At 63.0% G+C, this 11,736-nt stretch carries 12 protein-coding genes; 3 read left to right on the top strand and 9 right to left on the bottom strand.

What is annotated here, in order from left to right; genetic code table 11:
* Positions 1-131: 131 nt before the first annotated feature.
* A complete protein-coding gene (locus ACODSK_RS14370; RefSeq protein WP_489016958.1) occupies positions 132-1,433 on the top strand; it encodes an MFS transporter in 1,302 nt (433 codons plus the stop codon).
* 134 nt (positions 1,434-1,567) lie between these two features.
* Here ACODSK_RS14370 and ACODSK_RS14365 read toward each other — a convergent pair whose 3' ends face one another.
* The 8 genes from ACODSK_RS14365 to ACODSK_RS14330 all read right to left on the bottom strand — a co-directional run bounded on the left by ACODSK_RS14365 (position 1,568) and on the right by ACODSK_RS14330 (position 9,492).
* Positions 1,568-2,437 carry an aldose 1-epimerase gene (locus tag ACODSK_RS14365; protein WP_489016956.1) on the bottom strand — a complete coding sequence of 290 codons (870 nt, stop codon included), beginning with the start codon at positions 2,435-2,437 and terminating at the stop codon, positions 1,568-1,570.
* A gap of 24 nt (positions 2,438-2,461) precedes the next feature.
* Positions 2,462-3,373: an EamA family transporter gene (locus ACODSK_RS14360; protein WP_489016954.1), complete on the bottom strand. Its 912-nt coding sequence runs from the start codon at positions 3,371-3,373 to the stop codon at positions 2,462-2,464.
* Positions 3,374-3,515: 142 nt separating this feature from the next.
* The gene (locus tag ACODSK_RS14355; RefSeq protein ID WP_489016952.1) at positions 3,516-4,796 is read right to left on the bottom strand and encodes a TRAP transporter large permease; all 1,281 of its coding nucleotides are present in this window, start codon (positions 4,794-4,796) and stop codon (positions 3,516-3,518) included.
* Positions 4,797-5,324 carry a TRAP transporter small permease gene (locus ACODSK_RS14350; RefSeq protein ID WP_489016950.1) on the bottom strand — a complete coding sequence of 176 codons (528 nt, stop codon included), beginning with the start codon at positions 5,322-5,324 and terminating at the stop codon, positions 4,797-4,799.
* 63 nt (positions 5,325-5,387) lie between these two features.
* Positions 5,388-6,353 carry a TRAP transporter substrate-binding protein gene (locus ACODSK_RS14345; RefSeq protein ID WP_489016948.1) on the bottom strand — a complete coding sequence of 322 codons (966 nt, stop codon included), beginning with the start codon at positions 6,351-6,353 and terminating at the stop codon, positions 5,388-5,390.
* A gap of 67 nt (positions 6,354-6,420) precedes the next feature.
* Positions 6,421-7,302, bottom strand: a complete 882-nt coding sequence (locus ACODSK_RS14340) for a glucurono-1,5-lactonase (RefSeq protein ID WP_489016946.1) — start codon at positions 7,300-7,302, stop codon at positions 6,421-6,423.
* 25 nt (positions 7,303-7,327) lie between these two features.
* The gene (locus tag ACODSK_RS14335; protein ID WP_489016944.1) at positions 7,328-8,134 is read right to left on the bottom strand and encodes an NAD-dependent epimerase/dehydratase family protein; all 807 of its coding nucleotides are present in this window, start codon (positions 8,132-8,134) and stop codon (positions 7,328-7,330) included.
* Positions 8,135-8,253: 119 nt separating this feature from the next.
* Positions 8,254-9,492 (bottom strand): OprD family porin, encoded by a 1,239-nt coding sequence (locus tag ACODSK_RS14330; protein WP_489016942.1) that lies wholly within the window; start codon positions 9,490-9,492, stop codon positions 8,254-8,256.
* A 500-nt stretch (positions 9,493-9,992) separates the two neighbouring features.
* On the opposite strand from ACODSK_RS14330, the gene ACODSK_RS14325 reads away from it, so the two are divergent.
* A complete protein-coding gene (locus tag ACODSK_RS14325) occupies positions 9,993-10,319 on the top strand; it encodes a type II toxin-antitoxin system PrlF family antitoxin (protein WP_489016940.1) in 327 nt (108 codons plus the stop codon).
* Positions 10,316-10,813 carry a type II toxin-antitoxin system YhaV family toxin gene (locus ACODSK_RS14320; protein WP_489016938.1) on the top strand — a complete coding sequence of 166 codons (498 nt, stop codon included), beginning with the start codon at positions 10,316-10,318 and terminating at the stop codon, positions 10,811-10,813. The genes ACODSK_RS14325 and ACODSK_RS14320 overlap by 4 nt, the downstream gene beginning before the upstream one ends.
* 63 nt (positions 10,814-10,876) lie before the next feature.
* Here the strand turns inward: ACODSK_RS14320 and ACODSK_RS14315 are convergent, their stop codons facing one another.
* On the bottom strand, positions 10,877-11,188 hold the full coding sequence (locus tag ACODSK_RS14315) for a hypothetical protein (protein ID WP_489016936.1): 312 nt from the start codon (positions 11,186-11,188) through the stop codon (positions 10,877-10,879).
* Between the last annotated feature and the right edge of the window lie 548 nt (positions 11,189-11,736).

The following is an 11,736-nucleotide window of genomic DNA, read 5'->3' as shown; positions in this document are numbered from 1 at the left end:
GAGGACACGTAACAAATTGTGTTGTACGATAACACACAACATGACATCCTTGCCTTGAAATAATTTGTCTCAAATCGCCATGCCAGCGCCGAGACAAGCACCGCACCGCTAAAAATAACTCCAGGTGAACCATGAAAATAAAAGGCATCCGTTGGTGGATGGTCAGCCTTGTCACGGCTGGTCTCGTCGTCAACTACCTCGCTCGCAACACCCTGTCGGTGGCCGCGCCCACCCTGATGACCGACCTCTCCATCTCCACCGCCGAATACGCCAAGATCGTCGCCGCCTGGCAGTTCTGCTATGCGCTGATGCAGCCGATCGCCGGCTGGCTGATCGACTTTATCGGCACCAAGCTCGGCTTCGCCGTGTTCGCCCTGGCCTGGTCCGTCGCCTGTGCCGGTGCGGCCCTGGCCAGTGGCTGGCAGAGCATGGCGTTCATGCGCGGGCTGCTCGGCATGACCGAAGCCGCCGGCTTGCCCGCCGGGGTCAAGGCCACCACCGAGTGGTTCCCGGCCAAGGAACGTTCGGTAGCGATCGGCTGGTTCAATATCGGCTCGTCGTTCGGCGCCCTGCTCGCCCCGCCGCTGGTGGTCTGGGCGATCCTGCACAGTGGCTGGCAGCTGGCCTTTGTCCTGGTTGGCGTCGCGGGGATCATCTGGACCCTGCTGTGGATGCTGCTCTACAAGCACCCACGGGACCAGAAACGCCTGAGCGATGAAGAACGCGAGCACATCCTCTCCGGCCAGGAAGCCCACTTCAAACAGGAGAAGCGCGAGCCCGGCGCCTGGAAAAAGATCTTCAAGACCCGCAACTTCTACGCCATCGCCTCGGCGCGCATCCTCTCCGAGCCGGCCTGGCAGACCTTCAACGCCTGGATCCCGCTGTACCTGATGACCGAGCGGCACATGAACATCAAGGAAGTCGCGATGTTCGCCTGGCTGCCGTTCCTCGCCGCGGATATCGGCTGCGTCCTCGGCGGCTACCTGAGCCCGTGGTTCCACCGCTACTTCAAGGTGTCGCTGTTCACCTCGCGCAAGATGGTCCTGGTGTTCGGCGCCAGCTGCATGATCGGCCCGGCCTGCATCGGCCTGGTGGAAAGCCCCTACACCGCGATCCTGCTGCTGTGCATCGGTGGCTTCGCCCACCAGACCCTGTCCGGCGCGCTCTACTCGATCACCTCGGACTCCTTCACCCGCGACCAGGTCGCCACCGCCACCGGCATGGGCGGCATGTGCGGCTACCTCGGCGCGACGGTGTTCACCCTGGCCTTCGGCATCCTGGTCACCCAGATCGGCTACAGCCCGCTGTTCGTGGTGCTGGCGGCGTTCGATATCGTCGCGGCGTTGCTGGTGTGGAAGGTGGCGAAGGAAGTGACTGCGACTCCGGTCCAGCACTCGACAACTGCCACCGGAGGCAATCAGGCCATTGCCTGATACTCACAAACGACAAGGGCCGCAATCGCGGCCCTTTTTTATTGGTCACTGCGCCCCTTGTGGGAGCGGGTTCACCCGCGATTGCGGTAGTGAGCCCAGCATCGCCATCGCGGGTGAACCCGCTCCCACAAGGGTCAGCGTGAGACTGGCTGGTATTGCAACCTGAACCCCAGGCTCGCCTCCTCCCCCTGCTCCAGCAACCTCAACCCCGGCCGTCCCGGCAGATGATGGGCATTGACCGGATGGCTCACCGGCTCGACACAAAAGAACGGCTTGTCCTCGGGACAGAACAGCAAAAAGTAATCCGCCCCAGTGGCCTGGCATTCCAGGCGATACCCCGGCTGCTCGATCACACAATCACCTGCCCAGCCGCTGAATGCATGATCCACCTGCCGCGCCGGCAATCCTGCCAGCTCCATAAAGCGCCAATCCTCGGGAATCTCCGCCTCGTACGACGGCAAACGCCCCTCCTCCGCCAGCCACACCCGGCTTGCCGCAGCCTGCAAGCGGGTCTGTGGATAACGCGGAAAGTACGGATGCAGGCCGAGGCCATACCAGTTGGCTTGCTCATCCAGGTGGGTGACATGCAGATCGAGGTTCAGGCAGCCTTCGTGCAGATGAATATCCAGCGTCGCCTGGTAAGCGAACGGCCATTCGCTGTCGAGGGTCAGGCGCACGCGCCGCTCGCTGTGATGATCCACCTGCCAGGCCTGCTGCCAGGCGCTGCCGTGGATCGGGTAAGGATCATGATCGGTATTCGGCGCCAGCGCCTGCCAGCCATCGGGCCGCTCGAAACCGCCACCGGCGATGCGATTGGACCAGGGCAGCAGCGGATAGCAGCCCAGCCGCCGTGGTGTGCCGGCGGCTTTCGCTTCGTCATCGGCTGGGCGCAGCAGCGGCTGCCCGGTCGCCTTCACTTCCCAACTGACAAGGCTGGCGCCCAGTTCAGGGGCGATGCTCAGGCGGGTCAGGCGGTCTTGCAGGTACAGCTCGGATAAGGCCATCAAGGGCTCCTGTGGATAAGAATCTCAGCCGCTCTTGCGCCAGGTGAGCAGGACGATACCGCCCACCACCACCGCGCCGCCGAGCAGTTGCAGGCCACTCAGGTGCTGGTCGAGCAGGGCCCAGCCCAGCAGCATGGTGGCGATGGGTTCGATATTCATCACCGGCGCGTTCTGCGCCATGTTCAGCCGCGGCACGCAGACGAACAGCAAGGTGAAGGCGATGCCGTACAGCACCACCAGGCTCGCCAGTGCCAGCCAGCCGCCAGCGCTGCCCGGTGCGGACAGGCCGCTGGGCATCACCCCGCTCATGCCGGCGAGCAACATGCTGGAAAACACAATGACCAGGGTCAGCAGGCTGCGCACCGGCCCGCGCAGCGCGGCCAGCTTGTGGTCGGTTATCCACAGGGCGCAGGCGAAGGCACAGGCGGCGCAGAACGCCAGGCTGACGCCCAGGGTCCAGTGCGGGTTGGCCTCGCCGCTGTCGGCAAGGCGCGCCGGCACATCCAGGGCCAGCACCAGGCCGCAGAGAATCAGGCCCATGAACAGCACGCTGCGCCCGGTCGGCCGCGGCCCGCCCAGGGCCCAGCCCAACAGCGCCAGCAACATCGGAAAGGTATTGCCCACCAGCAACGCCAGGGCCACCGGAATGCGCGCCACTGCCGAATACAGGCAAAGGCTCTGGGTGGCGATCAGCAAGCCGAGCAGCAGTTGCCAGGGCAGCGTCCCGGCCGGCAAGCCCAGCGGCTGGCGTTGCCAGGCGAGCAATCCGGCCAGGACCAGCAAGGTGATGCCGGAGCGACAGAGAATCGCCAGCAACACCCCGGTACCGTCATCGAAGGCAAAGCGCGCGGCGATATGGTTGCCGGCGAAGGAACAGGCCAGCAGCGCGAGGAGTGCGATTGCCAGCTTGCGCGGAAACAGCGCAGGAACATCCATGTGCAGGATCCATATAGGAGAGACTCGGCAGGTTTTTGGGGCTGCTTTGCAGCCCTTCGCGAGCAAGCTCGCTCCCACAGGTGCCGTGGTGCCTCCGTGGGAGCGAGCTTGCTCGCGAAGGGCCGCAAAGCGGCCCCAAGGCTTACAGCACGACGCTAGGCAGCCAAAGAGAGATGGCAGGAATGTAGGTCACCGCCATCAGCACCATGAACAGCGCCAGATAGAACGGCAGCAACGCCTTCACCGTGGACTCGATACTGACCTTGCCAATGGCCGAGCCAACGAACAGCACCGCCCCCACCGGCGGGGTAATCAGCCCGATCCCCAGGTTGACCAGCATGATCATGCCGAAGTGCACCGGGTCCACCCCGATGCCCTGGATCACCGGCAGCAGGATCGGCGTCAGGATCAGGATCAGCGGCGCCATGTCCATCACCGTGCCGAGCAGCAGCAACATGAAGTTGATGCACATCAGGATCACGTAGCGGTTATCCGACAGGGTCAGGAACGCAGTGGTGATCTTCGACGGAATCTGCATCAGCGTCATGACGTAGCCGAAGCTCGCCGCAAAGCCGATCAGGATCATCACGATGGAGATGGTCCGCACCGTGCGGTGCATCAGCTTGGGCAGGTCGCGCCACTTGTAGTCGCGGTAGATGAACATGGTCACGAAGAACGACCAGACCACCGCCACCGCCGCCGATTCGGTCGCGGTAAACGCCCCCGTAAGAATGCCGCCGAGGATGATGACCATGGCCATCAGGCCCCACATGGCTTCACCGGCGATCTTCAGCGCCTGGCGCAGCGGGATCACCTCGCCCTTGGGGTAGTTGCGCTTCTTCGCGAAGATCAGGCACAGGCCCATCATCACCGCGCTAAGCAACAGCCCGGGCATCACCCCGGCCATGAACAGCGCACCGATGGACACCGTGCCGCCCGCCGCCAGCGAGTAGAGCACCGAGTTATGGCTGGGCGGGGTCAGCAGCGCCTGCACCGAGCCGCTCACGGTCACCGCCGTGGAGAACTCGCGCGGATAGCCCTTGCGCTCCATCTCCGGGATCAGCACCGAGCCCACCGACGCGGTATCCGCCACCGACGAGCCGGAAATGGCGCCGAAGAAGGTCGAGGCCATGATGTTGACCAGCGACAGGCCACCGCGGACGAAGCCCACCAGCACCCCGGCAAAGGCCACCAGCCGGCGTGACATGCCGCCCTCGGCCATGATCGCGCCGGCCAGGACGAAGAACGGAATCGCCAGCAGCGAGAATTTGTTAACCCCGCCAGCGACCTGGATCATCATCGCCTGCAGCGGAATATCGATCCACCAGGCGCCGATCAGCGCGGCCATGCCCAGGGCATAGGCCACCGGCATGCCGATAAGGATGAGCAGGATGAAGCTGCCCAACAGAATGAAGGCATCCATTTACGCAACTCCTTCGTTTTCTTCGGGCAGGTCGAAGCACACGACCTTGCGGTGGCTCTGGTCACCCAGCAGCAGTTTTTCCAGGACGAAGACCAGGGTCAGCACACCGCCGACCGGGATCGGCGCATAGGTCATGCCGACCCGCACGCCGGGCAGCGAGGCGAGGAACTGGTTCCAGGTCGTGATGCACAGCTTGGCGCCGTACCAGACCATGAAAATGCAGATCGCCACCATCAGCAGCTGCACCAGCAGGCCGACCAGGTTGCGCAGCGGCTCGGGCAAGCGGTCGGTGGCCATGCTCACCGCCATATGGGCACGGGCCCGGTAGCTGGCGGCGGCACCGATGAAGGTGAACACCACCATCAGCAGGATCGATACCGGCTCCGGCCAGCTGGAGCCGGTGCCGAGGATGTAGCGGGCAAAGATGCCCCAGGGAATGATCAGCGACATGGCCAGGATCGACAGCCCGGCGACCCAGATACAGGCGCGGTACAGCGTGTCGTTCATGTGCAGGAAGAACGATTTCATAGGCATCACCAGAGCGGCCGTGCGCAGGACGCACACGGCCGGGTCGTCTTGAAGGGTCCGGTATTACTCGACGGCGTCGATACGCTTCATCAGGTCGGCGTATTGCGCGCCGTACTTCTCGCGGACCGACGCGGTGGCGTCGTAGAAGGGCTTCTTGTCCACGGTGATGAACTCGACACCGGCGGCCTTGAGCTTCTCTTCGCTGGCGGCGGACTTGGCGTCCCACAGCGCGCGCTCTTCGAACTGCGCCTCGCGGGCGACCTTCTTGACCAGCGCCTGCTGGTCAGGGGTCAGCTTGTTCCAGGTGGTCTTCGACATCACCACCGGCTCCGGCAGGATCAGGTGGCTGGTCAGGGTGAAGTACTTGGCGTTCTGGTAGTGGTTATGTTCGAGCAAGGTCGGCGGGTTGTTTTCGGCGCCGTCGATCACCCCGGTCTGCAGGGCGCTGAAGATCTCGCCGGTGTCCATGGCGATGCCGTTGCCGCCCATGGCGTTCATCATGTCGATGAACAGCGGGTTGCCCTGCACGCGGATCTTCATGCCCTTGAGGTCTTCCAGCGAGCGCACCGGCTTCTTGGTATACAGGCTGCGGGTGCCGCCATCCATCCAGGCCAGGGCCACCAGGTTGAATTCGGAATTGGTGATCTTGTCGAGGATTTCCTGGCCGATCTCGCCGTCGATGACCTTGCGCATGTGCTCATGGTCGCGGAACACGAACGGCATGTTGAACACGTTCACGTCCGGCACCACCGGGCCGACGATCCCCAGGCTGACCCGGGCCATCTGCACTGCACCGATCTGCGCCTGCTCGATCACCTCCTTCTCGGAGCCGAGCACGCCACCGGCGAACATCTTGAACTTGAGTTCGCCGTTGCTGCCCTCTTCGAGTTTCTTGCCCATGTTCTGCTCGGCGACCACGGTCGGGTAACCGGCCGGGTGCACGTCGGCGAACTTGATGTCCAGCGCAAAGGCGGACGCAGAGAAGACGAAAGGAAGCGCGGCAAGAAGCAGCTTGCGTTTGAAGGTCATGGTGAAGCTCCGTGTTTTGTTGTTATCCGGTTTGGCTTGTATGACGGCAGGTTGTGCGGTGCAGCGGTCAGTAGTGCGCGGCGGGTTCCTCCAGGCCTTTGGTACCGGGGTCCAGGGCGAACACGCCGCCGGCCAGGGGCTGGTCGGACAGGTCGGTGTTCCCGGGGCGAATCGAAGTGACGAACAGGGTGTCGAGGTTGGCGCCACCGAAGGCGCACATGGCCGGCTTCTTCACCGGCACTTGCAGCGAGCGGTCGAGACGACCGTCCGGAGTGAAGCGGTGGATCAGCCCGGCATCGTTGCCGCAGATCCAGTAGCAACCGTCCTGGTCGATGGCAGCGCCATCAGGGCGGCCCGGGTAGTCGTGCATATCGACGAACACCCGCTGGTTGCTCGGTGTGCCGGTGTCGATGTCGTAGTCGAAGGCCCACACGGTCTGCACGCTCGGGTGCGAGTCCGAGAGGTACATGCGCGTGCCGTCCGGGCTGAAGGCCAGGCCGTTGGGCACCAGCATGCCGTCGATCTGGCGGTGCAGGCGGCCTTCGCCGTCGAAGCGGTACAGCGCGCCAGCCGGCACGCCTTGCTGCATGTCCATGACCATGGTGCCGGCCCAGAAGCGGCCCTGGCGGTCGCAGCGGCCGTCGTTGAAGCGCATGCCGTCGCGGGCATGGCTCACCGGGCTGAGCAGGCGGCTGTCGAGGCGACCGTCGGCAGTGGCGGTCACCTGGAAGATCCCGCTCTCCATGCCCGCCAGCCAGCCATCGCCGCTACGGGCGATGCAGGCCAGCATCTCGTCGCCCTGCCAGACCTGGTGGGCGCCATCCGCAGCACTCCAGCGGTGCAGCTGGCGGGCGGGAATGTCGGCCCAGTACAGGGCCTGCTCGCCGGCGTGCCACACCGGGCTTTCACCGGTGCCGTTGCGGGCGTCGACGATCAGTTCGCAATTCATGGGCCGTGCCTCCTGGCGCGCGGGGTCAGTTGAAGGGGCCGGCCGCGACGAAGGCGCCGCCCTGGTAGACCATCGATGGATCGTCGGCGGCCGGCGCCGGCTGAGCCTCGACCTGGGCGCGGAACACCTCGGACGTGTCCTTGGGCACATAGCCCAGGTGCTCGGCGTAGCGGTTGTCCCACCACACGGTGCGGTTGTCGGAAGCGCCGTAGACGATGGTGTGGCCCACGTCCGGGGTAGTCAGGCCGCGCTCGATGATCTGGGTCAGGTCGTCGTAGCTCAGCCAGGTGCAGAGCATGCGCGGGTTCTGTGGCTGATCGAACGACGAGCCGATGCGGATGCTCACGGTCTCGATGCCGTAGCGGTCGAAATAGAAGCTGGCGACGTCTTCGCCGTAGCACTTGGACAGGCCGTAGTAGCTGTCCGGGCGACGCGGCGAACGGGCGTCGATGCGCTCGTCCTGGCGATAGAAACCGATGGTGTGGTTGGAGCTGGCGAAGATCACCCGCTTGACCCCGTGCTTGCGCGCCGCCTCGTAGATGTGGAACACGCCGCAGATATTCGGGCCGAGGATGTCTTCGAAAGAATGCTCGGTGGACACGCCGCCGAAGTGGAGGATGGCATCGACGCCTTCCACCAGTGCGTGCACCGCGGCCTTGTCGGCGAGGTCGCAGGTCACCACTTCTTCATGGGGGCCAGCGGCAGGTGCCATGGGGCTGATGTCGGACAGGCGCAGAACCTCGGCAGAGCCTTTCAGGCGTTGGCGAAGGATCTTGCCCAGGCCGCCTGCGGCTCCAGTGAGCAGCAGGCGCTTGAGGGGGGTGGTGGTCATGGCCGGCCCTGTATTGTCTGTTGTTGTAGGTTGTCGTATGACTTTGCCGATTATCGACAGGGACTCGCAGACCTGTCAACGCCTGGTTGCGGGGATCGCCGGGCGACCCCCGCAAAGGATCACAGCAGCGACAACGGATAGTTGAAGATCAGGCGGTTCTCGTCGAACTCGTTGTTGCTGAAGTCGCGACGCATGGTCGAGTTGCGCCAGCGGATGCTGAGGTTCTTGAAGGTGCCGCTCTGGATCACGTAGGCCAGTTCCGACTCCCGGGCCCATTCCTTGCCGTCGGTGATCGCCCCGGTGTGCACGTTGTCGCCGCTGATATAGCGGTTCATCAGGGTCAGGCCGGGAATGCCGACGCCGGCGAAGTTGAAGTCGTGGCGTACCTGCCAGGAGCGTTCCTCGGCGTTGTCGAAGCTGGAGTTGTAGCTGTCGTTGGCCAGGGTGCCGCCGCTGGTGCCGTTGACGCGCATCCAGGTGTTGCCATCGACCTTCTGCAGGCCGACGTAGAAGGTGCTGCTGCCGTACTTGGCGGAGAACATCCCCGACCAGGTCTTGTTGTCCAGCTTGCCGGCGCGGGCGGCGCCGTCGTCGTCGCCATGGAAGTAGCCGAGGTTGGCGCCCAGGGTCCAATCGCCGACCGGTTGCAGATGGCTGACCTGCAGGTACTGCTGCTCGTAGACGTCCTTGAGCACCGCGTTCCACAGGCCGAACAGGGTGCGGTCCTGGTTGAACTTGTACTCGCCGCCGACGAAGTTGAAGCGGTCCGACACCCCGCCGCCGTAGCTCATGTCTTCCATGCTTGCGTCGTTGCGCGGGCTGTTGCCGCGGAACTGGCCGCCGTAGAGGGTCAGGCCGGCGATTTCATTGGAGGTCACCTGGCCGCCGCGGAAGGTCTGCGGCAGCGAACGGCCATCGTCGGAGCGCAGGATCGGCAGTACCGGCATCCACTCGCCGACCTTCAGTTCGGTCTTGGAAATGCGCATCTTCCCCGCCACCCCCAGGCGGCCGAAATCATCGGCTGGACGGCCATCGTCATGCCGCGGCAACAGCGCCGTACCGTAGGTACCGCCACCGCCATCGAGCTTCACCGCCCACAGCCCCAGCACATCCACGCCAAAGCCCACGGTGCCCTCGGTAAAGCCCGAGCGGGCGTCGAGGATAAAGCTCTGGGTCCACTCCTCGGCCTTGCTCTGCGGGTTGGCCGGGTTGGTGAAATTGCGGTTGATGTAGAAGTTGCGCAGGCCGAGGGTGGCCTTGGAATCCTCGATGAAACCGGCGGCGCTGCTGGTGGCCGGCAGGCTGGCGAGCAGGCCGGTGCCGAGCAGGGTCAAAGGAAGGGTGTGGCGGATTTTCATTATTGTTGTGCTCCCTGAGGGTGTGGCAGTCCGTCCACCGGGCGCGCGTCGGCGGCCTGCGGCAAAGGGCGGGTGGTTTATCCGGCCCACGGGGGGCCAAGGGTGGAACCGGGTACGCGGGGCGTCAGGCGCCCACGGCGATACGCGACGAGCCGAAGGGGCTGGCCGGGGAAATCGGGATAGGGAAGACGCGCGGGGAAAGCGAAGGTGATGTCGACATGGGTAGCTTCACTGTTTGTAGTTTTTGTTGTGTGTTGTCGTACAACATGGCGAATTATTAGCAAGTGAAAACGAGAGTGTCAACGCTGCGGGAGAGAGAGCCTTGCCATCCGCGCTGAATTTTCTTGAGTTGCTTCGTTAAAGAGCGCTCTAGCATGCGGGCTCTGCCATCAGTGCAGACATACTATGACCAGAGAAAATATCCGCTGGTCGCTCCACCCTTGCACAGACAATGCAATCGCATTACCTTCGTTGCATCTTTCACCAGGCTGGAGCAGAGCATGGTCACCACACTCGAAGTCGAATCCACTCTTACCGATCGCTACCAGACCACAGTGCCGGAAACCGTGCGCCGCGCCTTGCAACTGAGCAAGCGCGACAAGATCCACTACAGCATCCGCCCAAATGGGGAAGTCGTACTTACCCGCGCCCTCGAGCCAGAGGATGATCCGGTGCTGGGTGAATTCCTGGCCTTCATCGCCCGCGATATCACGAAGAATCCACAGCATCTCAAAGTGCTGGATCAGGATTTTGTACAGCGATTGCAAAGCTTGGTGGCGAATGTCGAGATCGACCTGGATGCTCCCCTATCGGCGGATGACGAATGACCTCTGCTCCGCTAGTCATTCATGGCTGGACGATTTTCGCCTATGGGCTTTTCCTCGATCAGGTCGAACGCTTGAGCCAACAGGTCGAGTCGCTAAAAGAAAAGTACCCCGCCACATACCAGCAAAAGAATGCCAGCAAGCGCCTGGCTGCAATTACCCGCCTGGCTTTCGACATCATTCCGCAAGATCCTGGCAAACCTGAGTATCGGCAGGGCAGCACACTGGGCGCTGGGCACAAGCACTGGTTTCGGGCCAAGTTCTTCCAGCAGTACCGGCTGTTCTTCCGCTACCACGGGCCAAGCAAGGTGATAGTGCTGGCGTGGGTGAATGATGAAGACACCAAGCGAGCCTATGAGAGCAACGATGATGCTTATCGAGTCTTCGGCAGGATGCTCGGAAATGGTCATCCACCAGATGACTGGGATGAGCTGCTGAAGGCGTCAACGCTCGAAGCGTCACGGCTGCAATCGATAGTGACTGGCGAGGCAACTTGAAAATCAGGAGCTGGCATGTCGCGTGACGAACCAGCTCCTGCCGAATCAACGGTCAACCAGGACTCAACCTCCAGCCCGCCGCTCGGCAATCCCCCTCAACATCGATTCGGCCAATGCCCGTGAAGCTTCCAGGGTGTGCTGGGTGGCCCAGAGCATGCCGGCCAGGTGACGGTCCTTGACCGTGTCGCAGGCCTGGAGATTGGTTTCGTAGCAGGTCCGCAGCATGACCTCCAGATGCACCAGAGCGTCTTCGATATCAGCACCGGCACAGACGGCGAACAGCGGCGGGTGTTGGCCGTCGCAGGCAGCGAACGGGGTATGCACGGTAAGGGTACGTGGGGATGAAGCGGGTGGATCGGGGACGATCTTTTTCATGACTTTCACCTTGCAAGTGATGCTGTCACGAGTCGCTGTCAAACGAACGGGTGGCAGCTGTACGTGGGTTGACAGACCGAGGCAAGGTATCCCGGCGCGCACGAATGCGCCCCACGCACAGCCGCCATGACACGAACCTTCAGCGCAGGGGCCAAGGCTGGTGAATGTGGCACTGGTGGAACCTTACGGACGGCCTGTCAAAGCCGGTCGTCAAGAATCAACGACGGTGGCAAGACTAGGCAGCGTTTCCCCGGTGCGCAACGACTGAAAGGCCGCGGGAGTATGCTTGGGAATTTGCCTACAAGAAAGTCGGAGATCGGTGAAGTTTCGTAGCTTTATATGGCATGAAACCGAACAGAACAGAGCTGGTGCCTGGTCTTATGCCAATCGCTGGCAAGCCAGCTCCCACAGGTACGGCATGCACCGACCCTGTGGGAGCTGGCTTGCCAGCGATGAGCATGGGTATCTACACATCTCAATCAGACGCAACACGGACCCTGTGGGAGATTCTATGGTTTTGGCCAAGCATTTTTAGGCTGTTTTCGGTT

This window comes from Pseudomonas sp. FG98 (genome assembly GCF_057808595.1).
Note: the sequence above shows the minus strand (reverse complement) of the source record. Positions and strands in the feature narration are given on the sequence as shown.

Bases quoted from the DNA above. Each gene is read 5' to 3' on its own strand.
- ACODSK_RS14315 (WP_489016936.1), bottom strand. From the start codon at position 11,188: ATGAAAAAGATCGTCCCCGATCCACCCGCTTCATCCCCACGTACCCTT.
- ACODSK_RS14330 (WP_489016942.1), bottom strand. From the start codon at position 9,492: ATGAAAATCCGCCACACCCTTCCTTTGACCCTGCTCGGCACCGGCCTG.
- ACODSK_RS14345 (WP_489016948.1), bottom strand. From the start codon at position 6,353: ATGACCTTCAAACGCAAGCTGCTTCTTGCCGCGCTTCCTTTCGTCTTC.
- ACODSK_RS14355 (WP_489016952.1), bottom strand. From the start codon at position 4,796: ATGGATGCCTTCATTCTGTTGGGCAGCTTCATCCTGCTCATCCTTATC.
- ACODSK_RS14370 (WP_489016958.1), top strand. From the start codon at position 132: ATGAAAATAAAAGGCATCCGTTGGTGGATGGTCAGCCTTGTCACGGCT.
- ACODSK_RS14340 (WP_489016946.1), bottom strand. From the start codon at position 7,302: ATGAATTGCGAACTGATCGTCGACGCCCGCAACGGCACCGGTGAAAGC.
- ACODSK_RS14325 (WP_489016940.1), top strand. From the start codon at position 9,993: ATGGTCACCACACTCGAAGTCGAATCCACTCTTACCGATCGCTACCAG.
- ACODSK_RS14350 (WP_489016950.1), bottom strand. From the start codon at position 5,324: ATGAAATCGTTCTTCCTGCACATGAACGACACGCTGTACCGCGCCTGT.
- ACODSK_RS14335 (WP_489016944.1), bottom strand. From the start codon at position 8,134: ATGACCACCACCCCCCTCAAGCGCCTGCTGCTCACTGGAGCCGCAGGC.
- ACODSK_RS14320 (WP_489016938.1), top strand. From the start codon at position 10,316: ATGACCTCTGCTCCGCTAGTCATTCATGGCTGGACGATTTTCGCCTAT.
- ACODSK_RS14360 (WP_489016954.1), bottom strand. From the start codon at position 3,373: ATGGATGTTCCTGCGCTGTTTCCGCGCAAGCTGGCAATCGCACTCCTC.
- ACODSK_RS14365 (WP_489016956.1), bottom strand. From the start codon at position 2,437: ATGGCCTTATCCGAGCTGTACCTGCAAGACCGCCTGACCCGCCTGAGC.